At 70.6% G+C, this 22022-nt stretch carries 20 protein-coding genes and 1 pseudogene; 10 read left to right on the top strand and 11 right to left on the bottom strand.

Annotation, left to right across the window (positions count from 1 at the left end):
- Positions 1 to 7 precede the first annotated feature (7 nt).
- Entirely contained in the window at positions 8 to 838 is an 831-nt protein-coding gene (locus tag ABZZ20_RS19545) for a maleylpyruvate isomerase family mycothiol-dependent enzyme (RefSeq protein WP_356871079.1), read from the bottom strand.
- A 149-nt stretch (positions 839 to 987) separates the two neighbouring features.
- Between ABZZ20_RS19545 and ABZZ20_RS19540 the strand changes: the two genes are divergently transcribed.
- The 3 genes from ABZZ20_RS19540 (at position 988) to ABZZ20_RS19530 (ending at position 3232) form a co-directional block, all read left to right on the top strand.
- Complete coding sequence (locus tag ABZZ20_RS19540; protein WP_356871077.1) at positions 988 to 1767, top strand: carbon-nitrogen family hydrolase; 780 nt, start codon at positions 988 to 990, stop codon at positions 1765 to 1767.
- Positions 1768 to 1875: 108 nt separating this feature from the next.
- Positions 1876 to 2682 carry a hypothetical protein gene (locus ABZZ20_RS19535; RefSeq protein WP_356871075.1) on the top strand — a complete coding sequence of 269 codons (807 nt, stop codon included), beginning with the start codon at positions 1876 to 1878 and terminating at the stop codon, positions 2680 to 2682.
- Positions 2683 to 2710: 28 nt separating this feature from the next.
- Positions 2711 to 3232 (top strand): DUF4240 domain-containing protein, encoded by a 522-nt coding sequence (locus ABZZ20_RS19530; protein ID WP_356871073.1) that lies wholly within the window; start codon positions 2711 to 2713, stop codon positions 3230 to 3232.
- On the opposite strand, the gene ABZZ20_RS19525 is transcribed toward ABZZ20_RS19530, so the two are convergent.
- Positions 3229 to 3783, bottom strand: a complete 555-nt coding sequence (locus ABZZ20_RS19525; protein WP_356871071.1) for a Uma2 family endonuclease — start codon at positions 3781 to 3783, stop codon at positions 3229 to 3231. The two genes, ABZZ20_RS19530 and ABZZ20_RS19525, sit on opposite strands and share 4 nt — an antisense overlap.
- 150 nt (positions 3784 to 3933) lie before the next feature.
- Here ABZZ20_RS19525 and ABZZ20_RS19520 point away from each other — a divergent pair, with 150 nt between their 5' ends.
- Positions 3934 to 5784 (top strand): NHL domain-containing thioredoxin family protein, encoded by a 1851-nt coding sequence (locus ABZZ20_RS19520; RefSeq protein WP_356871069.1) that lies wholly within the window; start codon positions 3934 to 3936, stop codon positions 5782 to 5784.
- A 47-nt stretch (positions 5785 to 5831) separates the two neighbouring features.
- Here ABZZ20_RS19520 and ABZZ20_RS19515 read toward each other — a convergent pair whose 3' ends face one another.
- From ABZZ20_RS19515 to ABZZ20_RS19495, 5 genes are all read right to left on the bottom strand, one after another.
- The gene (locus ABZZ20_RS19515) at positions 5832 to 7124 is read right to left on the bottom strand and encodes a M18 family aminopeptidase (RefSeq protein ID WP_356871067.1); all 1293 of its coding nucleotides are present in this window, start codon (positions 7122 to 7124) and stop codon (positions 5832 to 5834) included.
- Positions 7125 to 7223: 99 nt separating this feature from the next.
- Positions 7224 to 7970: a hypothetical protein gene (locus ABZZ20_RS19510; RefSeq protein ID WP_356871065.1), complete on the bottom strand. Its 747-nt coding sequence runs from the start codon at positions 7968 to 7970 to the stop codon at positions 7224 to 7226.
- A gap of 267 nt (positions 7971 to 8237) precedes the next feature.
- Positions 8238 to 10064 (bottom strand): acyl-CoA dehydrogenase, encoded by a 1827-nt coding sequence (locus ABZZ20_RS19505; protein WP_356871063.1) that lies wholly within the window; start codon positions 10062 to 10064, stop codon positions 8238 to 8240.
- Between the two features lie 116 nt (positions 10065 to 10180).
- Positions 10181 to 10537 (bottom strand): ATP-binding protein, encoded by a 357-nt coding sequence (locus ABZZ20_RS19500; RefSeq protein WP_356871061.1) that lies wholly within the window; start codon positions 10535 to 10537, stop codon positions 10181 to 10183.
- Positions 10534 to 10755: a hypothetical protein gene (locus ABZZ20_RS19495; protein ID WP_356871059.1), complete on the bottom strand. Its 222-nt coding sequence runs from the start codon at positions 10753 to 10755 to the stop codon at positions 10534 to 10536. Before ABZZ20_RS19495 ends, ABZZ20_RS19500 begins: the two co-directional genes overlap by 4 nt.
- A gap of 134 nt (positions 10756 to 10889) precedes the next feature.
- Between ABZZ20_RS19495 and ABZZ20_RS19490 the strand changes: the two genes are divergently transcribed.
- The 3 genes from ABZZ20_RS19490 to ABZZ20_RS19480 all read left to right on the top strand — a co-directional run bounded on the left by ABZZ20_RS19490 (position 10890) and on the right by ABZZ20_RS19480 (position 12543).
- A complete protein-coding gene (locus ABZZ20_RS19490; RefSeq protein ID WP_356871057.1) occupies positions 10890 to 11741 on the top strand; it encodes a helix-turn-helix transcriptional regulator in 852 nt (283 codons plus the stop codon).
- On the top strand, positions 11722 to 12015 hold the full coding sequence (locus ABZZ20_RS19485) for a DUF397 domain-containing protein (RefSeq protein ID WP_356871055.1): 294 nt from the start codon (positions 11722 to 11724) through the stop codon (positions 12013 to 12015). Before ABZZ20_RS19490 ends, ABZZ20_RS19485 begins: the two co-directional genes overlap by 20 nt.
- Before the next feature lie 69 nt (positions 12016 to 12084).
- The gene (locus ABZZ20_RS19480; RefSeq protein ID WP_356871053.1) at positions 12085 to 12543 is read left to right on the top strand and encodes an SseB family protein; all 459 of its coding nucleotides are present in this window, start codon (positions 12085 to 12087) and stop codon (positions 12541 to 12543) included.
- An 18-nt stretch (positions 12544 to 12561) separates the two neighbouring features.
- On the opposite strand, the pseudogene ABZZ20_RS19475 reads toward ABZZ20_RS19480, so the two are convergent.
- Positions 12562 to 12753, bottom strand: a pseudogene (locus ABZZ20_RS19475) (IS982 family transposase); the annotation flags it as partial.
- Positions 12754 to 12812: 59 nt separating this feature from the next.
- Here ABZZ20_RS19475 and ABZZ20_RS19470 point away from each other — a divergent pair.
- Both ABZZ20_RS19470 and ABZZ20_RS19465 read left to right on the top strand, forming a co-directional pair.
- Positions 12813 to 13355: a DapH/DapD/GlmU-related protein gene (locus ABZZ20_RS19470; protein WP_356871051.1), complete on the top strand. Its 543-nt coding sequence runs from the start codon at positions 12813 to 12815 to the stop codon at positions 13353 to 13355.
- A 127-nt stretch (positions 13356 to 13482) separates the two neighbouring features.
- Complete coding sequence (locus ABZZ20_RS19465; RefSeq protein ID WP_356871049.1) at positions 13483 to 14466, top strand: pirin family protein; 984 nt, start codon at positions 13483 to 13485, stop codon at positions 14464 to 14466.
- Between the two features lie 151 nt (positions 14467 to 14617).
- Here the strand turns inward: ABZZ20_RS19465 and ABZZ20_RS19460 are convergent, their stop codons facing one another.
- Entirely contained in the window at positions 14618 to 15697 is a 1080-nt protein-coding gene (locus ABZZ20_RS19460; RefSeq protein ID WP_356871270.1) for an AI-2E family transporter, read from the bottom strand.
- 31 nt (positions 15698 to 15728) lie between these two features.
- Positions 15729 to 17945, bottom strand: a complete 2217-nt coding sequence (locus ABZZ20_RS19455; RefSeq protein ID WP_356871047.1) for a SpoIIE family protein phosphatase — start codon at positions 17943 to 17945, stop codon at positions 15729 to 15731.
- A gap of 136 nt (positions 17946 to 18081) precedes the next feature.
- Here ABZZ20_RS19455 and aspS point away from each other — a divergent pair, with 136 nt between their 5' ends.
- Positions 18082 to 19899, top strand: coding sequence for an aspartate--tRNA ligase (gene aspS / locus ABZZ20_RS19450; protein WP_356871045.1), 1818 nt, complete (start codon positions 18082 to 18084; stop codon positions 19897 to 19899).
- A 128-nt stretch (positions 19900 to 20027) separates the two neighbouring features.
- Here aspS and ABZZ20_RS19445 read toward each other — a convergent pair whose 3' ends face one another.
- Positions 20028 to 21947, bottom strand: a complete 1920-nt coding sequence (locus tag ABZZ20_RS19445; protein ID WP_356871043.1) for a VWA domain-containing protein — start codon at positions 21945 to 21947, stop codon at positions 20028 to 20030.
- Between the last annotated feature and the right edge of the window lie 75 nt (positions 21948 to 22022).

The following is a 22022-nucleotide window of genomic DNA, read 5'->3' as shown; positions in this document are numbered from 1 at the left end:
TACGCCGTCACGGAGTCACGGCGAAGTTCGCCAGGATCGCGTCCGCCAGCTCCGGGTCGCCCTCGGTCTTCACCCGGTGGGCTACCGTGCCCGGTCGCACCCGTCCCGCCGCCAGCCGGACGTACGTCTCCCAGTCCATGGTCAAGGTCACCGCGGGCCCGAGCGAGGGCGCCTTGTCGATGGTCCCCCGACCCTCGCCGTCCACGCGTACCGTCCGCATGAACTCCAGGGGGCCGTGGACGTCGATGACCACCGCCGAGTTCGCCGGGGCGCCCGCCTGCTTCGCGACCACCTTCGGCAGCCCGGCGAGCAGGATGTCCCGCGCCACGTACGCCCCGGGCGAGTCCCAGTTCCCCGGCACGCCCAGGGCCGCCCGCAGGTCCTGCTCGTGGATCCACACGTCGAACGCCCGCAGCTGCAGGGCGAACTCCAGCGTCACCTGGTCGCCCAGCGGCCCCCGCACCATCGTGGCCGGATCCCGCTTCTCGTTGCGCAGCTGCCGCGACCGCCGGATGATCGTGTATTCGAGCTCCGAGGTCATCTCCGGCGCGGTGTGGTGGCGCCGGACGTCAACCTGAACCTCCATGTAACGGGTGAACTCGTCCACCACGTGCCGTAGGTCCCGGGGCAGGGTGTGGATCGGTCGTGGGTCCCCGAGCTGTTCGCACTCGATGCCGATGATGTGGGACACCACATCGCGGACGGACCAGCCGGGGCACGGAGTCGCCCGGTTCCACTCGCCCTCGGGCAGGGGAAGGACCAGCTCGGATATCGCCTCGATGGAGTGCGTCCACGCGTCGGCATAGGGCTGGAGGCTGGGATGCGGCTGGACGGTCAACGGGACCCCTCGCGTGCTGTTCAGTGGCGCGTTTTCTGGAAGCGTGTGGACTGATTCCAAAACTACGCTGCCGGTGAGCACCCCGGCAGTGCTTTCGTGTGACGATCGTAGGCCCGAGTTGACGGCTTGAACGCCAGGACGGTGGTAGTGTGCGCGCCTCGCTGATCCAAATCGCAGTGACCGATGGGGAGTCGGTCGCTTCCCGCCGTGCCAGGGTGGCTGATCTTGTCCGGGAACAGGCCGGCTCGGATCTGGTCGTCCTGCCCGAACTGTGGACCGTGGGTGCCTTCGCCTACGAGCAGTTCGAGACCGAGGCCGAGCCGCTGGACGGCCCGACGTACGAGGCTATGTCCAAGGCGGCGAGAGACGCCGGGGTCTGGCTGCACGCCGGCTCGATCGTGGAGCGCGCGGGCGACGGCTCGCTGTACAACACCGCCCTCGTCCTCTCCCCGTCCGGCGAGCTGGCCGCCACGTACCGCAAGATCCACCGCTTCGGCTTCGACCAGGGCGAGGCCGTGCTGATGGCGGCCGGCGACTCGCTGACCACCCTGACCCTGCCGGAGCAGACCCTCGGTATCGCCACCTGCTACGACCTGCGTTTCCCCGAGCTGTTCCGCGGGCTGGTCGACGCCGGGGCCACCACGATGATCGTGGCCGCGGGCTGGCCTGCCCGCCGCCGGGCCCACTGGACGCTGCTGAGCCGGGCGCGGGCGGTCGAGGACCAGGCGTACGTCCTCGCGTGCGGGCTGGCCGGTACGCACGCGGGCGTCGAGCAGGCCGGGCACAGCCTGGTCGTGGACCCCTGGGGCGAGGTCCTGGCCGAGGCGGGACCCGGCGAGGACGTCCTCACCGTTGACCTGGACCCGGCGAAGGTCGCCGAGACCCGCGAACAGTTCCCGGCCCTCAAGGACCGGCGACTGGGGCGCTAAGCGGTCTCCCCGAGCCCGCTTAGTGGGCGGCCGACCGGTGGGGGCGCGGTGAAGGGCCCGACCCGGGCCCTTCGTACCGGCGCCGCAGGCCCGCGGTAGGTTGCCGCCATGCCCCTGCTCTACGTGACCGACCTGGCCTACCCGGCGCGCGGCCGCCGCTACTGCGACGAGGACATCCTCCTCACCTCGCGGCTGCGCCGGCACTTCCCGCTGGCCCTGTGCCACCCCGAGGACGCGGAGGCCCTCGTACCGGCAGGGTTCGACGCGGTGATCGTCCGCAACAGCGGCCCGGTCCTGCACTACCAGGAGTCCTACGACTCCTTCCGCGCCGCCGCCCTCGCCGCCGGCACCCGCGTCTACAACCCGCTCACGGGCCGCGGCGACATGGCGGGCAAGCAGTACCTCCTCGACCTCACGGCCGCCGGCTACCCGGTGATCCCGACGATCGACGACCCGGCGGACCTCGGCCTGCTCCCGTCGGTCCCCTCGTACGCGGTCAAGCCCAAGCAGGGGGCGGACTCCATAGGCCTCACCTTCACCCCGCACCCGACCGGCCCGGCCGGCGCGAACCTCATCCAGCCGCGCATCGACTTCGCGTACGAGGTGTCCTTCTACTTCGTCGACGACGCCTTCCAGTACGCCCTCTACGCCCCCGACCCGCAACGGCGTTGGGAGCTCCAGCCGTACGAGGCCACGCCGGCCGACCTGGCCTTCGCCCGCAGTTTCATCGAGTGGAACACCCTGTCGCACGGCATCCAGCGGGTGGACGCCTGCCGCGCCCCCTCGGGCGAGCTCCTCCTGGTCGAACTGGAAGACCTCAACCCGTACCTCTCCCTGGACCTGCTGCCCCCAGCGGCACAGGACGCCTTCGTCACGGCTCTCACCGAATCCCTCCACTCCTTCCTCACCGCCTGATGTCAGAGGGGGGTGCCAGGCTTCCCCCATGGACAAGCACACGTTCTGGAAGCTGATCGAGACGGCCCGGGCGGAGGCAGGACCGGACCAGGTGGCGGCGCGCGCCTCCGAGTTGCTGGCGCGCTGCCCCGAGGCCGAGATAGCCGCGGCCCAGCAGGTCCTGTGGGACCTGCTGGCGGAGTCCTACCGTAGCCCCCTGTGGGCCGCGGCCTACGTGATCAACGGCGGCTGCTCGGACGACGGCTTCGACTACTTCCGCGGCTGGCTCCTGACCCAGGGCGAGGCGGCCTTCGCCCGAGCCCTGACGGACCCCGACTCCCTCGCGGACCACCCCGCGGTCCGCGAGGCGGCGCGGGAGGGCCTGGAGCTGTGGGACGAGGACGCCCTCTCGATCGCGTGGACGGCCTACGAGTCGGCCACGGGCCGCGAACTCCCGTCGGACTCCTTCACGATCAGCTACCCGCCGCTGGACCCGGACTGGGACTTCGACTTCGACGACACGGGCGAAACGTCCGCCCGCCTCCCCCGCCTGAGCGCCCTCTTCGACTAGAGCCCGCTGGTGTCGAGCTCGATCCCGAACGGCTCCGGCAGCCGGACCTTCTCTCCGAACGGGTGCGGCCCGTCGACCTCCGTGTAGCCGAGCCGCCCCGGCCCGGCGAAGAGGGTGACGGTCTTGTCGAGCCGATCGACCAGCAGGTACAGCGGCGCACCGTACTCGGCGTACCGCTTGCGCTTGACGACCCGGTCGGTCTCGGCGTTCGACTCCGAGGTCACCTCGACGATCAGCAGCGTCTGGTCGGGAAGCAGGGAGGAGCCGCCGTCCGCCAGCTCATCAGGGACCACCGCGATATCGGGCACGTACCAGTTCGGAGACCCCGGCAGATCGAGGTTTCCCGAGCCCTCGACGCAGCCGAGTTCGTCCACCCGTGCCTCGATCTGCCGCCGTACGAGCTTCGCAGCCCGCTCGTGGTCCCAACTCGGCGTCACGTTGTCGACGACCCCCTCGATGATCTCCGTGCGGTCCCCGACCCAGTGCTGGATGGCGTACTTGAGGGCGTGCTCGGGGTTGATCCCCTCGCTGTAGTCGTGCGCGGTGGTCATGCCGGACGCCTCCTCCGTTGCCTGCAGCCAGAGTCCCACGGTGCCCGCCCACCCGTCGTCACCCCCGCGGGTGGCATATGCCGGCGGGCGGCGGGGAGGGGCTTCGCACTGCCGGGACCGGCGCTCACGGGCGGATGGCAAGCTTGAAGCATGAACGATGCTGCCTCGGCGCCCACCCCTGCGCCCGCGCCCCGCCGTGCCCGTGTCCGTGCCCCCGAGCTGATCGGCAAGGGCGGCTGGCTCAACACCGGAGGCAAGGAGCTGACCCTCGCCGACCTGCGAGGTAAGTGCGTTGTTATCGATTTTTGGACCTTCTGCTGCATCAACTGCCTACACGTCCTGGACGAGCTGCGGGAGCTGGAGGAGAAGCACCGGGACACCGTCGTGATCATCGGCGTGCATTCGCCGAAGTTCGTCCACGAGGCCGAGCACGCGGCCGTCGTCGATGCCGTCGAGCGGTACGAGGTGCACCACCCCGTGCTGGACGATCCCGAGCTCGCCACCTGGAAGCAGTACGCCGTACGGGCCTGGCCCACGCTCGTCGTGATCGACCCCGAGGGGTACATCGTCGCGCAGCATGCCGGCGAGGGACATGCGCACGCCATCGAGCGGCTGGTGGCGGAGCTGGAGGCGGAGCACGAGGCCAAGGGGACCCTGCGGCGCGGGGACGGGCCGTACGTGGCGCCCGAGCCGGTTGCGACGGACCTGCGGTTCCCCGGGAAGGCGCTCGCGCTGCCGTCCGGGAACTTCCTGGTGTCGGACTCGACGCGGCACCAGCTCGTGGAGCTGGCCGCCGACGGCGAGAGCGTCGTACGGCGCATCGGCAGCGGTGAGCGCGGCTTCGGGCCGGGGACCTTCAGCGAGCCGCAGGGCCTGGCGCTGCTGCCCGACGGATCGGTGATCGTCGCCGACACCGTCAACCACGCCCTGCGGCGCTTCGACCCCGCGACGGGCGTGGTCGAGACCGTCGCGGGAACGGGGCGGCAGTGGTGGCAGGGGTCGCCGGCTTCCGGGCCGGCCCTGGAGGTGGACCTGTCCTCGCCGTGGGACGTGGCCTGGTGGCAGGGCAAGGTGTGGATCGCCATGGCGGGCGTGCACCAGCTGTGGACCTGGGACCCGGAGACCGGGCTCGTGGCTGTCGCCGCGGGGACGACCAGCGAGGGCCTGCACGACGGACCCGCCCTGGAGGCCTGGCTCGCGCAGCCCTCCGGGCTCGCCGCCGCCGGGGACAGGCTCTGGATCGCGGACTCCGAGAACAGCGCCCTGCGGTACGTGGAGCCGGCCGCCGACGCTGAGGGCGGGTACGCGGTCCGTACCGCCGTCGGGACCGGGCTGTTCGACTTCGGCCACCGGGACGGCGACGCCGACCAGGCCCTGCTCCAGCACCCGCTCGGTGTGACCGCGCTGCCGGACGGATCGGTCGCGGTGTGCGACACGTACAACCACGCCCTGCGCCGGTTCGACCCGGCGACCGGCCAGGTCTCCACACTGGCCACCGACCTGCGGGAGCCCAGCGACGCCGTGCTGGTGGGCGAGGACATCGTGGTCGTCGAGTCCGCCCGGCACCGGCTGACCCGGTTGAGGTTGCCGGAGGAGGCGGTACGGGTGGACGCCGTCGCCCACCGCACCCAGCGGGCCGCCACCGAGGTCGCCCCGGGCACGCTCCGGCTCGACGTGGTGTTCCAGGCACCGACCGGTCAGAAGCTCGACACGCGGTACGGGCCGTCGACGCGGTTGCTGGTGTCCTCGACCCCGCCCGAGCTGCTGGTTGCGGGCGAGGGGGCGGGGACGGACCTGTTCCGGGAACTGGCCCTCTCCCCGGACGTCACCGAGGGGGTCCTGCACGTTTCCGCCATGGCGGCGTCGTGCGACGACGACCCCGCGAACGAGTACCCGGCCTGCCACGTCCACCAGCAGGACTGGGGCGTCCCGGTCCGGGTCACCCCGCAGGGCGTGACCCGGCTCCCCCTCGTCCTCGCCGGCCTGGACGACGAGGCTTAGGAGTCCCGTACGGCGGGGCTCCGCCAAGCAGTCCCGGCCGTACGGGGTCAGCCCTCCAGGAAGGCCACCAGCGCGTTCGCGAGCAGGTACGGGTCGTCCGCACCGCACAGTTCGCGGGCGCTGTGCATGGAGAGGATCGCGACCCCGATGTCCACCGTCTGGATCCCGTGGCGCGCGGCCGTGATCGGGCCGATCGTCGTGCCGCACGGCATCGAGTTGTTCGAGACGAAGGTCTGCCACGGCACGCCGGCCCGCTCGCACGCCGCGGCGAAGACGGCGCGCCCGCTGCCGTCCGTCGCGTACCGCTGGTTGACGTTGACCTTGAGGATCGGGCCACCGTTGGCGCGCGGGTGGTGTGAGGGGTCGTGGCGCTCCGCGTAGTTGGGGTGCACGGCGTGGCCGGTGTCGGAGGACAGGCAGATGGTGCCCGCCAGGGCCCGCGCGCGGTCCTCGTACGAGCCGCCGCGCGAGAAGACGGAACGTTCCAGCACGTTCCCCAGCAGCGGGCCGTCCGCGCCGGTGTCCGACTGCGAGCCGTTCTCCTCGTGGTCGAAGGCGGCCAGCACCGGGATGTGGTCCAGCTTCGGGGCGGTGGAGGCTGCGATCAGTGCCGCGATGCCGGCGTGCACCGAGATCAGGTTGTCCATGCGCGGGCCTGCCACGAGCTCGTGGTCGCGCCCCAGGTACGACGGCGGCTCGATCGAGTGGACCATCAGGTCCCAGCCGGCCACCGAGCCCTGCGGAAGGCCCTCTTCCTCCTCCAGGAAGGCGATGAGGTCACCTTCCTGGACCTCGCCCAGGCCCCAGATCGGCTGCATGTGGCGCTGCTTGTCGAGCTTGAGGCCGTCGCTGTTCACCGATCGGTCCAGGTGGACGGCCAGTTGCGGGACGCGCAGCAGTGCGCGGTCCACGTTCACCAGCCGCTCGCTGCCGTCGCGCAGGCTCAGCCGGCCCGCGAGGCCCAGGTCGCGGTCCAGCCATGTGTTGAGCAGCGTGCCGCCGTAGATCTCGACGGCGATCTGCCGCCAGCCCTGTGAGCCCGTGTCAGGGAGCGGCTTGACCCGCAGGTTGGGGGAGTCGGTGTGTGCGCCGACGATCCGGAACGGGGTGTGCGCGACCGCGCCCTCCGGTACGAACCAGGCGATGAGCGCTCCGCCGCGGAGGACGAACCGGCCTCCGCTGCCCGAATCCCAGGCGTCCGTTTCCGACAACTGCCTGAAGCCTGCCTTCTCCAGCCGCTCGGCCGCATTGGCCACGGCGTGGTACGGCGACGGACTGGCCGTCAAAAAGGTCATCAGATCGTCGGTGTGGCCGCGGTCGAAGCGGGCGGGAGAGCTCATGTGGTTCACCTTAACGACGGTCGTGTTCGCCATGGTCGGGCTGCGGCGGATGGTCGGAACGCCGGGGCGCGGGCTGGGTGGTCCGCGGTCCCGGCGGTTTCAGCCCGGTGGGCGCTCGAATCGGCGCTGCAACTGCCTGCGCTCGCCCCGGCGGATGCGCGGGAGCATTTCCGGGGCCGTAGCGGAGCGCTGCGCGCGTCTCTTGCGTCCGGCGCAGAAGATACAGGCCTCGCCGGGCGGCGCGTCCGGATCGATGGGCGCGCCGGGGTGCTCCGAACAGCCGGAGGCGTTCCGCGGCCGGGACAGTTCGCGGGCCACGATGAACGCCCGGTGGAGATCGTCCGCGATCCGCACGAACTCCTCGGCGGGGGAGGAGAAGCCCAGGTGGAAGCGGCGGTCCTCGACGGTACGGAGGTGATCGCGCAGGGCCTGGAGGGTGTACGGGGGGTCTGGTACGGGATAGCCGAGTCGGCGCTGCTCCCCGGCGGGCGGGGCGGCGGACGGCCGGGCGCTGCGGACGCCCTGCGCCCGCAGTCCGAGGCGGCGCCGGTCGTTGCAGATCAGGCAGCGCCCCCAGCCGTCGGGCGCCTCGGGGTCGAGGGCGCCGTTGGGGTGTTCGGGGCAGCCGGTGTAGCTCTTGGCGGGGGCGAGCCCGGCGGCGGTCTGGAAGGCGGTGTAGAGGGCGTCGGCGACGGCCTCGTACTCCGCGGGGTGGGCGCCGTCGTACAGCTCACGCAGGTGGTCGCCGAGGCTGCCCAGGGCAGCCTGCAGCTCCTTGAGGGCGTACGGCCGCCCGGTCGGGACGGAGTACCCCCTGCTGTTGCCGTGCTGCTCTGCTGGACTCATGTCTACGAGCGTCCCACGAACGACCGACATCCCGGGAATCCGCAGGCCGGGCCGGGTGCTCGCCGCGCCGGGGGCGGCCCGCGCCGGGTGCTCGCCGCGCCGGGGGCGGCCCGCCCCGGACCCGGAGCGCGCCGGGATCGGCCGGGCCCGCACATGCCGGCGGCCGGACCTCCCCGTACGGAGGTCCGGCCGCTGTGCGTACCCGGTTGGGGCGCCCCTGGCCCCCTCGGCCCCTGGAGCCGGGGAGCCTGGGAGCCCCCGAGAGGCCTAGAAGGCGGCCTCGTCGAGCTCCATCAGGGAGTTGTCGACGGCCTCGGCCAGCGAGCGGGCGACCGAGACGTTCGGCAGGACCTGCGACGCGAAGAACTTCGCGGCAGCGATCTTGCCGGTGTAGAAGGGGACGTCCTTCGCGGAAGCCGTCGCCAGCTTCTCGGCGGCCACGGCAGCGCCCTTGAGCAGCAGGTATCCGACGACCACGTCGCCGGAGGCCATGAGCAGGCGGGTGGTGTTCTGGCCGACCTTGTAGATGTTCTTGACGTCCTCGCCGGTGGCGGTGAGGTCGACGATCATCTGGCCGACGATGGCCTCCAGGTCCACGGCGGCCTTGGCGAGCGCGTCGCGGGCGCCGGCCAGCTCCTCGCCGCCGACGGCCTCCGCCAGGAACTTCTTGATCGTCTCGGAGAGGACGTTCAGCGAGGCACCCTGGTCGCGGACGATCTTCCGGAAGAAGAAGTCCTGGCCCTGGATCGCCGTGGTGCCCTCGTAGAGGGTGTCGATCTTGGCGTCCCGGATGTACTGCTCGATCGGGTACTCCTGCAGGTAGCCGGAGCCGCCGAAGGTCTGCAGGGACTGCGCGAGCTGCTCGTACGACTTCTCCGAGCCGTAGCCCTTCACGATCGGCAGGAGCAGGTCGTTCAGGCCGATCTCGGCGGAGGCGTCCTCGCCCGCGGCCTGCTTGACCTGGATCGTGTCCTGGACGGAGGCGGTGTACAGGACCAGGGCGCGCATGCCCTCGGCGTACGCCTTCTGCGTCATCAGCGAGCGGCGCACGTCGGGGTGGTGCGTGATGGTGACCTTGGGCGCGGTCTTGTCCATGAAGTTCGCGAGGTCCGGACCCTGCACGCGCTCCTTGGCGTACTCCAGCGCGTTCAGGTAGCCCGTCGAGAGCGTCGCGATGGCCTTCGTGCCGACCATCATGCGGGCGAACTCGATGATCATGAACATCTGGCGGATGCCGTCGTGCTTGTCGCCGATCAGCCAGCCCTTGGCGGGGTGCTGGTCGCCGAAGGTCATCTCGCACGTGTTGGAGGCCTTGAGGCCCATCTTGTGCTCGACGTTCGTCGCGTAGACGCCGTTGCGCTCGCCCAGCTCGCCGGTCTCCCAGTCGAAGTGGAACTTCGGGACCAGGAAGAGGGACAGGCCCTTGGTGCCCGGGCCGTGGCCCTCGGGGCGGGCGAGGACGTAGTGGAGGATGTTCTCCTCCATGTCGTGCTCACCGGACGTGATGAAGCGCTTGACGCCCTCGATGTGCCAGGAGCCGTCCTCCTGCTGCACGGCCTTGGTGCGGCCGGCGCCCACGTCCGAGCCGGCGTCCGGCTCGGTGAGGACCATGGTGGAGCCCCAGCGCTTCTCGACGGCTATCTGGGCGACCTTCTTCTGCGCCTCGTTGCCCTCTTCGAAGAGGATGCCGGCGAACGCCGGGCCGGAGGAGTACATCCAGATGGCCGGGTTCGAGCCGAGCAGCAGCTCCGCGTAGGCCCAGATCAGGGAGCGGGGCGAGGTGGTGCCGCCGATCTCCTCGGGCAGGCCCAGGCGCCAGTACTCGGAGTCCATGAAGGCTTCGTAGCTCTTCTTGAACGAGGCCGGAACCGGCGCGGTGTTGGTGGCAGGGTCGAAGACCGGCGGGTTGCGGTCGGCGTCCGCGAAGGACTCGGCCAGCTCGTTCTCGGCGAGGCGGGTGAGCTCCGACAGGATGCTCTTGGCGGTCTCGGTGTCCATCTCACCGAACGGGCCGGTGCCGTACAGCTTGTCGCGGCCGAGCACCTCGAAGAGGTTGAACTCGATGTCGCGGAGATTCGACTTGTAGTGCCCCATGGCGACGGCTCCGTTAAGGCTCGGGGAGACAGGTTCCTCGTACATACCAATCGGTAACGTCATGATGCTACCCGTCGGTAATAACGGCAACCCTCCTGTGTCGACTGTGACCAGGGTCAAAGCTCGCACCAGACGGTCTTGCCGTCTGGGCCGCGGCTGACCCCCCACCGCACGGCCACCGCGTCGAGCAGGGCCAGCCCCCGCCCGGACTCGTCGCCGTCGCCCGCCTGCCGCAGTACGGGCCACACCCGCGGATCGGGATCGGTGAGCTCGACCCGCGTACGGGTTGCCCTTCCGGTGATCCGCAGGGTGACGGGCGTGCCTTCGCCTAGGTGGGTGATCACGTTGGTCAGCAGCTCGCTGACGCAGAGCTCAGCGTCGGGACAGACCGAACCGAGGTGCTCGCGCACGGCGTGACGCACCTCGGGCACCGCCTTCGCCATGGCGAGCAGCCCCACGGTGAACGGCCTCACCGCGCGGCCCTGACCTGCCCCTGGAGGGCGGCGGCCAGGCGGTGGGCGGTGTCGATGTTGCAGTTGCCGAGGGCAAGGAGGGGAGGGGTCTGGTACGCGCTCGCATAGGAGGGGAGGTGCAGGTCGAGGGAGGGGAGTGTGATGCCGTGCGCGGCGAGGGCGGCGCGGAGCTCCGTCAGGGCCTTGATCGCCTCACGGTCGGCGGCGTGGTCACTCATGGGGGGATTCCGTTCCTGTGCGATGCGCGATGTGCGGACTGACTGTGACGAACTGCTCACAGCCTGGCGCGGCCCGGCGTAGCGTGGGAAGGGTTTCTAGTCCACGGCGCGAGGTGTGGAAAGGGCGGGCGATAGTGGCCCCACCGAAGGACATTGACGGCTCGGCGAGCGTCCCGGCCTTTTACGGCAAGGAACTGCGCTGGAAGCGGGAGGCGGCGGGCCGCACGCTTCAACAGACGGTGGAGGGCTGCTTCTACGGCGTCAGCTACCTGAGCGAGATCGAGCGAGGTCAGCGGCGCATGCCGATGGATCTGGCGCGGCATGTGGATCAGGTGCTGCGGACGGATGGGTTCTTCGCGCGGCGCTGCGAGGACGTCCGGAAGGCGAAGCAGGGTGCACATGCTTCGTACTTCGCGCCGATCGCAGAGGCGGAGACGCGGGCGCGGACCATCGAGGAGTGGTGCAACGCGCTCATCCCCGGGCTGCTTCAGACCGAGGCATACGCGCGGACGGTTGTCCGCGCGACACATCCACTGGACCTCCCGGAGGAAGTCGACGCGAAGATCGGCGCGAGGTTGCAGCGCGCAGGCCTCTTCGATGACCCTAAGAAACCGGAGTACTGGGTCATCCTGCACGAGTCGCTGGTGCGCCACCCGCTCCTCCCGGCTTCGGGGATGGCCGACCAGCTGGACCGGATCGCTACCTTGGCTAGGCGCGGCCGGATCGTTCCACAGATCCTTCCGTGGAACGCGCCGACCCGACCCTTCATGACCCTGACGCTGAAGTTCATGGAGTTCGATGACGAACCGGCGCTGATGTATACGGAGGGGCCGTACCACGGCCAGACCGTCGACGATCCGGCCCTCGTGAGGCATTACCGCAAGGCATACGATCGGCTCAGGGCCGCTGCGTTGCCCCCGGACGCGTCCCTCTCGTTGATCGAAGAAGCGGCAGAGGACTATCGAAATGGCAAGCAACGGAGTTGACTTGAGCACGGCCCGCTGGCGCAAGAGCAGCTACAGCAACGCAAGCGGCGGTGACTGCGTCGAGGTGGCTGAGGCCTTCCCCGGTGCCGCCCGCTGGCGCAAGAGCAGCCACAGCAACGGCGATGGCGGGGACTGCGTCGAGGTCGCGGACGGCCTGGTCGGGATCGTTCCCGTCCGGGACTCGAAGAGGCCGCACGCGCCCGCAGTGATCGTCACGGCCGGTGCGTGGGTGCCGTTCGTGCGGGCGCTGAAGGCGGGGAAACTGTCCGGCTGACGCCCGCCGCTGGACAGCAGTGGCCGGTACCGGCCGGTACGGCTTCGGCCGCTCGGTAGGCTGGCGCCCATGTACGGCTACGACCAGAACCCGGGTGCCCAGCAGCAGTATGCGCAGCAGCCCCCGCAGGGCTACGCGCAGCAGGCGCCGCCGCTGTACCCGGAGCCGTCCCCGCCGTCGCTCGCGGACGCCGTACGGGCCTTCACCACCGGGTCGCTGTCCGCCGAGGACTTCCAGCAGATCTTCGCCACCTCGAAGGTCTACTGCCCGCGCGGCGAGACCCCGGGCTTTCTGGCGCTGCACAACACGCAGCAGCCGGTGATCCCGATGTTCACCACGCTCAAGGAGCTCCGACGGTACGCCGGCAAGGAGTCCAAGTACTTCGTGATCACGGGCGCCGAGGTGATCGACCTGCTGCCGACCGGGTACGGCTTCGTCCTCGACATGGAGGGCGATCACCGGATGGTCTTCGACGCGAAGGCCGTCGAGCAGATGGTCGACTTCGCGATGCGCCGCATGTACGGCTAGATGATCGATCCCAAGGGGTCAGTGATCGTAGGCGGTCAGTGGCCGTAGAACGGGCTTACCGGTGTGGTCGTTGTGCCAGATCGCGGCGGTGAGCGCGAGGATGCGCTGCATGACGTGGGCGACGACACCGACGGGTGTGCGTCCTCGGTGCTGTTCGAGATCGAGTTGGCCCTTGAAGGTCTCGTTGACCGACTCGATGACCTGCCGCAGGGGTTTGAGTAGGGGTGCTCCGGGCCGTTCCGGTTCGCTTTTGCAGAAAGGATCGTGGCATGTCCAGCGACCGCCTGATGCGCATCCACAGCGCCGAGTTCCAGGCCATGGCCGAGAGGGTCCTGCGGGTCACCGAGCTCACCTCCCGCCTGAACGTCCTGCCTTTCGACGACGAAGCGGGCAAGGCGGAACTGTTCGAACAGATCCTTGGCAAGCCACTGCCGCCGAGAGTCACGATCTATCCGCCCTTCTACACGGACCACGGCCTGAACCTCGACCTCGCCGAGCGCGTCTTCATCAACCAGAACTGCACGTTTCTGGACTATGCCGGCATCCGACTCGGCGAGCGCGTGATGATCGGACCGAAGGTCACGTTCATCACCAGCGGCCACCCGGTTGATCCCGAGGAGCGGCGGTTGTACCTGACCGGCGCACCCATCGATGTGGCGGAGAACGTGTGGATCGGTGCCGGTGCCACGATCCTGCCCGGCGTCAGCATTGGCCGTGACGCCGTGGTTGCCGCTGGCGCGGTCGTAGCCGATGACGTTCCGCCGGCCAGCTTGGTGACTGGGAGCAAGGCAGCTGTGCACCGAAAGTGGTGACGGTTTCTTCGGGCCGGTTTCGTGGCCGCGGGCCCCGGGGGAATTCCCCCGGGGCCCGTTCTGTTCTGCGGGGTGTGGCAGAAAGTTCGAGTTTCAACTAAACTCGACGCAGAAGGAGGTTCCGACCATGCCTGCAGTGACTGTGGAGAACCCGTTGACGCTTCCCCGCGTCGCCGAGCCCGCCCAGGAGACCGCCGCCCGCAAGGTGCTGGCCGTCACGACCGCTCCCAGTGGGTTCGAGGGCGAGGGGTTCCCGGTGCGCCGCGCGTTCGCCGGGATCAACTACCAGTACCTCGACCCGTTCATCATGATGGACCAGATGGGGGAGGTGGAGTACGCGCCGGGCGAGCCCAAGGGCACTCCCTGGCACCCGCACCGCGGCTTCGAGACCGTCACGTACCTGATCGACGGAACCTTCGTCCACCAGGACAGCAACGGTGGCGGCGGAGTCATCAACGGCGGCGACACCCAGTGGATGACCGCCGGTTCCGGGCTCCTGCACATCGAGGCCCCGCCGGAGTCCCTCGTCGTCAGCGGCGGGCTCTTCCACGGCCTCCAGCTGTGGGTGAACCTCCCGGCCTCCGACAAGATGATGCCCCCGCGCTACCAGGACATCGGTGGCGGCCAGGTCCAGCTGCTGTCCACCCCCGACGGCGGCGCCCTGCTCCGCGTGATCGCCGGCGAGCTGGACGGCCACGCCGGCCCCGGCATCACCCACACCCCGATCACGATGATCCATGCGACCGTCACCCCGGGCGCGCAGCTCACCCTGCCGTGGCGCGAGGACTTCAACGCCCTCGCGTACGTCATGGCCGGCCGCGGCAGCGTCGGCACCGACCGGCGGCCCGTCCACACCGGGCAGACGGCGGTCTTCGGCGAGGGTGGCTCGCTCACGGTGCGGGCGGACGAGTCCCAGGACTCGAACGCCCCGGACCTGGAGGTCGTCCTCCTCGGCGGGCGCCCGATCAGGGAGCCGATGGCGCACTACGGGCCGTTCGTCATGAACAGCCGGCACGAGCTCCAGCAGGCGTTCGACGACTTCCAGGCGGGCCGGCTGGGGACCATCCCCACCACGGCCCGGGGCACCACCTCGGCAGAGCAGCACTCCTGACTGCTAACGGCGCCGGGCCTCCGCCGGCTCAGTACGGGGAGGCCCGCCACGCCGGAGACGGCCCGGCCAGGACCCCGGTGATCCGTCCGCTCCACGGCGCCACGGCGACGGTGAGCGGCGACGTCACCGGGGTCCGGTCCGGAAAGCCCCGCTACTCCGGCTCCTCGCGTTCCTCGGGGCGCTCGGGGAGCTCAGGGCGCTCGGCCGCGTAGCGCCCCCGGAGCTCGGACACCACGCCGAACGCTGCCGCGGTCACCGGTACGGCCAGCAGCATCCCCAGGATTCCGGCGACGCTCGCGCCGGCCGTGATGGCGAGCAAGACCATGGCAGGGTGCATCTGCACCGTCCGGCTCTGCACGACGGGCTGCAGGACGTGCCCCTCCAGCAGCTGTACGGCGAGCACCACGCCCACCGCCCACAGTCCGATGACCCAGCCCCGTTCGGCGAAGGCGACCAGGACGGCCACCGCGCCGGAGATGAAGGCGCCCAGGTAGGGGATGTACGCGCCGACGAACACCAGGGCACCGAGCCCCACGGCACCGGGGACGCGGAGTACCAGCAGGCCGATCGTGATGCAGACGGCGTCGATCAGGGCGATGAAGGTGGTGCCGCGCATGAAGCCCTGCACGGCCTCGAAGGCGCGGCGGGCCATGGCCTCCACGGTGTCGCCGGTCGTGTGGGGCGCGAGTGAGCGCAGGGCCGCGGCGGTGCGGTCGGAGTCGCGCAGGAAGAAGAACATCAGCAGGAGGGCGAGGATCGCGGTCGCGATCATCTCGCCGACCACGCTGATGCCGGTGATGACGCCGGAGGCGGCCGTACCGCCGAACTTGGCCAGCAGCTCCTTGGCGTGGGCGGCCAGATCCTCCAGGGAGGTTCCGGCGGCCCCGAACTGCCCCGCGAGGTCCTGGCCGGCGCGCCTGAGGGAGCCCACGATCTGGTCGCCGGTGCTGATCAGGGCATGGACGACGATGTACGTCGCCCCGCCGAACACCGCGAGCACCGTGATGCAGGTGACCGCGGCGGCGAGGGAGCGATTGACCTTCATCCGTACCAGGCGGCGGTGCATCGGCCCGAGCAGGGCGGTGCCGAGCAGCGCCAGCAGGAGCGGTGTGACGGCTGTCTTGAAGGTGATGCACAGCCACACGCCGACTGCGAACACACCGGTGACGAGCAGGGCGACGATGCACCACGCCGCCAGTCGCCGGACCGGCAGGGGAAGCAGGGGAGTCAGCACGGCTGCATCCAACCACGCACACCGGTCCTCACCTTGTCGTGGGCCACGTCGACGGCGCGGAGTCCTCCTTCGACTGCTCGTGGAGCTCGAACCAGATCGACTTGCCCTCTCCGCGCGGGTCCACGCCCCAGGTGTCCGCCAGCATCTCCATCAGGAGGACGCCGCGGCCGCTGGACGCCATCAGGCCCGGATGCCGCTTGTGCGGAAGCTCGTCGCTCGCGTCCGCCACCTCGATGCGCAACCGCCGCGCCGCCAGCTCGCCCACCGCCTCCGCGACCAGCAGCGCGTCGCCGTCCGTATGCATGAGGACGTTCGTCAGCATTTCGGAGACCATGAGCACCGCCGAGTCCACCTGCTCCGCGTCCGCCCAGTCGTGCAGCAGCTCCCGGATCTGCTGGCGCGCGCCCGCGATCCGCTCCGGCTCCGCCTGTGCCACGGTCAGCACGGTACGGCGCATCGGGCGTGCCGCGTGCGTCGGCGGGGCGCCGCAGCCGCAGCCCGCGCCCTCCCGGCACAGCAGGACGACGGCTATGTCGTCCTCGCGCCGGTCGGCCAGCGGGCCGGTCGTGTGGTGCGAGGAGGGCCCGTGCACGGCCTGCACCAGCAGGTCGGCGAGTCTCTCCAGCCAGTCGGTGCCTTCGGTGCCGTCAGGCCCGTCGAACCCGTCGAACCCGTCGAACCCGTCGGACCGGGCCGTACGGGTCTCCGACTCCAAGACCGCCCGCAGTCGTGCCCAGCCGGTGTCCAGGTCGTGCCCGCCGGTCTCGATGAGCCCGTCGGTGCACAGCATCATCGTCTCGCCGGGCTGCAGCGTGAACTGCGTCGTCGGGTAGTCCGTGTCCGGGACGATGCCGAGCGGGAGGCCCCCGGCGGTCGGGCGCGTCAGTACGGTGCCGTCCGCCATCCGGATCGCCGGATCGGGGTGGCCGGCCCGGGCCACCTCCAGCAGTCCCGTCTCCGGATCGCACTCCACGTACAGGCAGGTCGCGAAGCGGGGGCTGTGGAGGTCGGAGTCCCCGTACGAGTCGGTGATGCCCGCCATGAAGCGGGAGGCGCGGGAGAGCACCGCATCGGGCCGGTGGCCCTCGGAGGCGTACGCGCGCACCGCGATCCGCAGTTGGCCCATCAGTCCGGCGGCCCGGACGTCGTGCCCCTGTACGTCGCCGATGACCAGCGCGAACCGGCCCGACGGCAGCGGGATCATGTCGTACCAGTCGCCGCCGACCTGGAGTCCGCCGCCCGTCGGAACGTACCGCGCGGCGATCTGCATGCCCGGGATCTCGGGGCCCAGGGTCGGCATCATCGACCGTTGCAGGTCCGTGGTGAGTTCCCGCTCGGATTCGGCCACTCCGGCGCGCTGGAGCGCCTGGGCCAGCATCCGGGCGACCGTCGTCAGGACGGACCGCTCGTCCGGCGAGAACGACACGGGGTGCTTGAACGCGGCCATCCAGGCGCCCATGGTCCGCCCGGCCACGATCAGGGGGAGGAAGGACCAGGAGACCCGGTCGAAACGCTGGGCCAGCGGCCAGGCGGCCGGAAAGCGTCGCTTGTAGTCCTCGGGGGACGGCAGGTAGATCGCCCGTCCGGTCCGTACGACCTCAGCAGCCGGATAGTCCGTCTCCAGCCGCATCTCCGTGAAGGGGCCCTCTTCCCCGGGGGCGTGTCCGTGGTGCCCGATGATCGACAGCTGGTCCCCGACCACACCGAAGACGGCCAGCCCGTCGGGGCTGAAACCGGGCATGGAGAGCGAGGCGGCGACGCGCAGCACCTCGGCCGTGGACCGGGCCTCGGCGAGCGCCCGCCCCGCGTCCAGTAGGAAGGCCTCGCGGGAGCGCCGCCAATCCCCCGTGATCGGGGTGTGCACGGCGGTGGTGCCCGGCTGCGGTTCGACGATCTCCTGGATGGTGCCGATCAGCTCGTAGTCGAAGCGGCCGTCGACGATGCGGTTCTCCAGGGGCCTGGACCGGCTGCGCACGGTCCGCAGGACCCGTCCGTCCTCGTCCATGATCCGGAGCCGGGCCTCGGCGAGGGTGTCTTCGGCCACCGCGAGGTTGATGATGCCGTTGATCTCGTTCCAGTCCACCGGGTGGAACCGGGACCGTACGGCGACCTCCGGCAGTACGGCGGGCTCCGCGGGCAGCCCGAGGAGCCGGGCGGCCTCGCTGTCGAGGCTGACCGTTCCGGAGGCGTTGTCCCAGCGCCACAACCCGGTCGCGATGGCAGCCAGGACGTCCTCGGTACGCACTCGATCATCTTTACAGGTCCTCGCACTGCCGTGCCTGTTCACGGGGGCCGGCGGGCGTGCCAGCACGGTCCCCGGCCCGGACGGTAACCTTGGGAGGGTTGAATCCACCCTGGTATCGCGAAGAACTGGATGACTGATGCATCGGTACAGGTCCCACACCTGCGGCGAGCTCCGCGCCTCTGACGTCAACGCCGACGTCCGGCTGAGCGGCTGGCTGCACAACCGTCGAGACCTGGGCGGCATCCTCTTCATCGATCTGCGCGACCACTACGGTCTCGTGCAGCTCGTTGCCCGTCCCGGTACCGCCGCGAACGAAGCGCTGAGCCACCTCACCAAGGAGACCGTCGTCCGCATCGACGGCAAGGTCGTCTCCCGCGGCACGGACAACGTGAACCCCGACCTGCCGACCGGCGAGATCGAGATCGAGGTCTCCGAGGTCGAGGTGCTGGGCGCGGCTGCCCCGCTGCCCTTCACCATCAACACCGAGGACGGGGTGAACGAGGAGCGGCGCCTGGAGTACCGCTTCCTCGACCTGCGCCGCGAGCGCATGCACCGCAACATCATGCTGCGCTCGGCGGTCATCGCCTCCATCCGCTCCAAGATGGTGGCCCTCGGCTTCAACGAGATGGCGACCCCGATCCTCACCGCGACCTCCCCCGAGGGCGCCCGCGACTTCGTCGTCCCGTCCCGCCTGAACCCGGGCAAGTTCTACGCCCTGCCGCAGGCCCCGCAGCAGTTCAAGCAGCTGCTGATGATCTCGGGCTTCGACCGGTACTTCCAGATCGCGCCGTGCTTCCGCGACGAGGACGCCCGCGCCGACCGCTCGCCGGGCGAGTTCTACCAGCTCGACGTCGAGATGTCGTTCGTCGAGCAGGAGGACGTCTTCCAGCCGATCGAGACGCTCATGACCGAGCTCTTCGAGGAGTTCGGCAACGGCCGCCACGTCACCTCCCCCTTCCCGCGCATCCCGTTCCGCGAGGCGATGCTGAAGTACGGCAACGACAAGCCCGACCTGCGCGCGAAGCTGGAGCTCGTCGACATCACCGACGTCTTCGAGGGCTCGGAGTTCAAGGCCTTCGCCGGCCAGCACGTCCGCGCCCTGGCCGTCCCGGACACCGCCGCGCAGCCGCGCAAGTTCTTCGACGGCCTGGGCGAGTACGCGATCTCGCTGGGCGCCAAGGGCCTGGCCTGGGTTCGCGTGGGTGAGGACGGTTCGCTCACGGGCCCGATCGCCAAGTTCCTCACCGAGGAGAACGTCAAGGTCCTCACCGAGCGCCTGAGCCTGGTCCCCGGCCACGCCGTGTTCTTCGGCGCGGGCCAGTTCGACGACGTCTCCAAGATCATGGGCCCGGTCCGGGTCGAGGCCGCCAAGCGTGCGGGCCAGTTCGAGGAGAACGTCTTCCGCTTCTGCTGGATCGTCGACTTCCCGATGTACGAGGCGGACGAGGAGACCGGCAAGATCGACTTCTCGCACAACCCCTTCTCCATGCCGCAGGGCGGCATGAAGGACCTTGAGGAGAAGGACCCGCTCGACATCCTGGCCTGGCAGTACGACATCGTCTGCAACGGCATCGAGCTGTCCTCCGGTGCCATCCGCAACCACGAGCCCGAGGTCATGCTGAAGGCCTTCGAGATCGCCGGTTACGAGGCCGAGACCGTCGAGCGCGAGTTCGCCGGCATGCTGCGCGCCTTCCGCCTCGGCGCCCCGCCGCACGGCGGCATCGCCCCGGGCGTGGACCGCATCGTGATGCTGCTGGCCGACGAGCCGAACATCCGCGAGACCATCGCCTTCCCGCTGAACGGCAACGCCCAGGACCTGATGATGGGCGCGCCGACGGTCCTGGAGGAGTCCCGCCTGCGCGAGCTGAACATCGCGCTGCGCAAGCCGGTGGAGGCGAAGCCGGTGGACGCCAAGCCGATCGCGGAGGCCGTCCACCCGGACGCCGCGCGGTAAAGCTCTGCGGTAAAGCTCCGCGCTAAGGCCTCTGCTCGCTGCGGCGGCCCGACGCAGCCGAAGGGCCCGGGATCCTCCTCTTGGATCTCGGGCCCTTCGGCGTGTGGTGCGGTGTCCGCCACCGGCTGCTAGAAGCGGTCGAGGACGCCCTTGAACAGGGCGGCCGACGTCAGCTCGCGGGGGGCCGGGCCTGCGTGGAAGAAGCCGGCGTTCTCGGCGTCCAACTTGCGCAGGAAGTCGAAGGCCTTGGCGTCGTGGTCACCGAAGGCGACGAACTGCCAGTGGACCTCCGGTGCGCAGGCCGCGGCGTCCGCCAGGGCCTGCTTCGCGGGCTGACGGTTGTCGGGGGCACCGTCCGTCTGGAACACGACGAGGGCACGGCCCTCGTTGCCGTCCTTCCGGTACTGCTCCAGAACCTGCTCCACGGCGCGGTGGTAGCTGGTGCGGCCCATGTGCCCGAGTTCGGCGTGGCGGGCCTCGACCCAGGTGCCGTCGTGGGCGTCAAGGGTCAGATCGGCGGTGCCGTCCACGTCCGTGGAGAAGAACACGGTGTGCACGGTCGCCCGGTCGTCGAGGTGCGCGGCGAGCGCGAGGGCGTGGTCGGCGAGGTGCTGGGCGCTGCCGTCCTTGTAGAACGGCCGCATGGAGCCGGACCGGTCCAGCACCAGGTACACCTTGGCCCGCGCGCCGGCCTGCCCCTTGCCCCGCAGGACCTGCCCGGCGGCCTTGTAGGCCCCGGCGAGCCCGGGCGCTCGCCGCTTCACGGCGGCGAGCGCATGGGCGGGCCCCTCGACCGGCTCGGCCTCGGCCTCGGCCTCGACGGCCACGGGGGCCGTGTCGTCCGCCACCACGGCCTCGGCGGCCGGTGCCTGCGCCTCGGCTGCGGGCTCCGCCGCGATGGCTCCGGTCTCCGCAGCCTCCGGCGCCGCCTCGACGACCGCAGCCTCCAGCTCGGCCGGCGCGGCCTCTTCCACGGCCTCCGGCTCGGCTTCGGCCTGCGTCTCGGCCTGCGTCTCGGCCTTCGGCTCTGCCTGGGCGGCGTCGGCCTGCACCGTTTCCGGCTCGGGCGCGGGCTCGGCGGCGGCCTCGGCCTCCACCGCGGGGGCCGTGTCGTCTGCCGCCTCGGCCTCGGTGGCCGGTGCTTGTGCCTCGGCCGGCGTGGGCTCGGCGGCCTCGGCCTCTGGCTCTGCCTGGGCGGCCTCGGCCTGCACCGTTTCCGGCTCGGGCGCGGGCTCGATGCTGACCTCGGCCTCGGTGGCCGGTGTCTGCGCCTCGGCTGCGGGCTCCGCCGCGATGGCTCCGGTCTCCGCAGCCTCCGGCGCCGCCTCGACGACCGCAGCCTCCTGCTCGGCCGGCGCGGCCTCTTCCACGGCCTCCGGCTCGGCTTCGGCCTGCGTCTCGGCCGCGGGTTCGGTGGCGGCTTCGGCCTCGGTGGCCGGTGTCTGCGCCTCAGCCTCCGGCTCCGGCTGGGCGGCCTCGGCCTGCACCGTTTCCAGCTCGGGCGTGGGCACGGCGGCGGCCTCGGCCTCCACCGCGGTGGCTTCCGTTTCCGCGGTTACCTCGGCCTCGGCCTCGATGGCCGCGGGCTCCGTGAGGGGCTCGGCCTCGGTCGCGGGGGTCGTGTCGTCTGCCGCTACGGCCTCGGCTTCTGCCGGCTCCGGCTGGGGGGCCGGTGCCTGCACCTCGGCCGGCTCGGCCTTGACGGCTGCGGCCTGCTCCGGCTCGGCCGCGGGCTCCGCGACGGGCTCGGTCTCGGCTGCGGAGCGGTCCGGCTCCGGCTGGCTTTGCGGTGATACGGGGCGGCGCGCCTCGGGGACCGTCGGGTCCGGGGTCGTCGCAGTGAGGAGGGTGCCCGGCTCGCGGTCGCGAGGAGCGGACTGAGGGGGAACCGTCGGATTGTCGAAGGACGCCGCGACCAGTTCGGCCGCCACGTCCAGGGGGGTCCGTTCCGCCTGGCTCGGGACGGTTGCCGAAGTGGCGTCCGTCGTCTCCGGAACCGGCTCGGCAGACCGTCCGAACACCTTGCGCAACAAGCTCCGAATACCCATGGGCCAGGCCTTTCGCATGAGTGCGTGCGTCATTTGTCCGTGCTGCGCGGTTGATCCCTGCCCAGAGTGGACACG

It is taken from the genome of Streptomyces sp. NPDC006430 (assembly GCF_040612395.1).
Lineage (GTDB): Bacteria > Actinomycetota > Actinomycetes > Streptomycetales > Streptomycetaceae > Streptomyces.
This window is presented reverse-complemented; position numbering and strand designations above follow the sequence as displayed.

What these genes read in the sequence shown, in the direction of transcription:
- ABZZ20_RS19535 (WP_356871075.1), top strand. Translation starts at nt 1,876, where the DNA reads ATGCCCCTGCTCTACGTGACCGACCTGGCCTACCCGGCGCGCGGCCGC.
- ABZZ20_RS19530 (WP_356871073.1), top strand. Translation starts at nt 2,711, where the DNA reads ATGGACAAGCACACGTTCTGGAAGCTGATCGAGACGGCCCGGGCGGAG.
- ABZZ20_RS19525 (WP_356871071.1), bottom strand. Translation starts at nt 3,783, where the DNA reads ATGACCACCGCGCACGACTACAGCGAGGGGATCAACCCCGAGCACGCC.
- ABZZ20_RS19520 (WP_356871069.1), top strand. Translation starts at nt 3,934, where the DNA reads ATGAACGATGCTGCCTCGGCGCCCACCCCTGCGCCCGCGCCCCGCCGT.
- ABZZ20_RS19515 (WP_356871067.1), bottom strand. Translation starts at nt 7,124, where the DNA reads ATGAGCTCTCCCGCCCGCTTCGACCGCGGCCACACCGACGATCTGATG.
- ABZZ20_RS19510 (WP_356871065.1), bottom strand. Translation starts at nt 7,970, where the DNA reads ATGAGTCCAGCAGAGCAGCACGGCAACAGCAGGGGGTACTCCGTCCCG.
- ABZZ20_RS19505 (WP_356871063.1), bottom strand. Translation starts at nt 10,064, where the DNA reads ATGGGGCACTACAAGTCGAATCTCCGCGACATCGAGTTCAACCTCTTC.
- ABZZ20_RS19495 (WP_356871059.1), bottom strand. Translation starts at nt 10,755, where the DNA reads ATGAGTGACCACGCCGCCGACCGTGAGGCGATCAAGGCCCTGACGGAG.
- ABZZ20_RS19485 (WP_356871055.1), top strand. Translation starts at nt 11,722, where the DNA reads ATGGCAAGCAACGGAGTTGACTTGAGCACGGCCCGCTGGCGCAAGAGC.
- ABZZ20_RS19480 (WP_356871053.1), top strand. Translation starts at nt 12,085, where the DNA reads ATGTACGGCTACGACCAGAACCCGGGTGCCCAGCAGCAGTATGCGCAG.
- ABZZ20_RS19470 (WP_356871051.1), top strand. Translation starts at nt 12,813, where the DNA reads ATGTCCAGCGACCGCCTGATGCGCATCCACAGCGCCGAGTTCCAGGCC.
- ABZZ20_RS19465 (WP_356871049.1), top strand. Translation starts at nt 13,483, where the DNA reads ATGCCTGCAGTGACTGTGGAGAACCCGTTGACGCTTCCCCGCGTCGCC.
- aspS (WP_356871045.1), top strand. Translation starts at nt 18,082, where the DNA reads ATGCATCGGTACAGGTCCCACACCTGCGGCGAGCTCCGCGCCTCTGAC.
- ABZZ20_RS19445 (WP_356871043.1), bottom strand. Translation starts at nt 21,947, where the DNA reads ATGGGTATTCGGAGCTTGTTGCGCAAGGTGTTCGGACGGTCTGCCGAG.